Origin of the sequence: Geobacillus sp. ZGt-1, assembly GCF_001026865.1 — a bacterium.
Lineage (GTDB): Bacteria > Bacillota > Bacilli > Bacillales > Anoxybacillaceae > Geobacillus > Geobacillus thermoleovorans.
This window is the reverse complement of sequence record NZ_LDPD01000015.1, coordinates 32,749-33,419: the sequence shown is the minus strand read 5'-3', so window position 1 is coordinate 33,419 and position 671 is coordinate 32,749. Positions and strand designations below refer to the sequence as shown.

The window sequence follows — 671 nt, the reverse complement described above, 5'->3', positions numbered from 1 at the left end:
AAGTCTTGACTGACTCTGTTGCATCTATATAGTTGCTGCTTATCCATCGGTATGGTACATTCAAAATGCAAACCTCGCACGGAAAGGAAGAAAGATGGTGAAACGCTCTACCTTCATCACCGCATGTGTATTGTCATTCAGCGTTCTGCTCTCAAGCTGCACCGATGACGGCGTTCAGGAACAAAGCCACTCGCAGATGACGAAAACCGCCACCGGCGATATTCGGGAGACGACAAAATCGATCGAGCATTTGCCAAGCTTTTTGAGCGCGTTTGAAGAAGAGATGGCTGCCTTGTACCAACAGGCTGCTGAACACCGCGAGCTGCTTGAGAATATCCCTTGCTATTGCGGCTGCGGGCAATCAGCTGGCCATAAGAACAATTATGACTGCTTTGTCTATGAAAATAAAAAAGACGGCTCGGTCGTCTGGGATGATCATGCGACCAAATGCGGCGTCTGCCTCGACATCGCCGCTGAATCGATCGCCGCTTACGATCAAGGGAAATCGATCAAAGACATTCGGCATATGATCGATGAAAAATATAAAGAAGGCTACGCCGAACCGACGCCGACAAAGCCGCTCTAATACGAACGAAAAAAAGCGCCAAATCCGGCGCTTTTTTCATTGCAGCCAGTCCCCCGTTTGCCCCACCGAGCGCCCACTGCTTTTC

General features: G+C 49.8%; 1 protein-coding gene. It reads left to right on the top strand.

All coding sequences use genetic code 11. The features are described 5' to 3' along the window. Positions 1 to 94 precede the first annotated feature (94 nt). Positions 95 to 586 carry a PCYCGC motif-containing (lipo)protein gene (locus tag VU18_RS06345; protein ID WP_014195631.1) on the top strand — a complete coding sequence of 164 codons (492 nt, stop codon included), beginning with the start codon at positions 95 to 97 and terminating at the stop codon, positions 584 to 586. Positions 587 to 671: the final 85 nt, after the last annotated feature.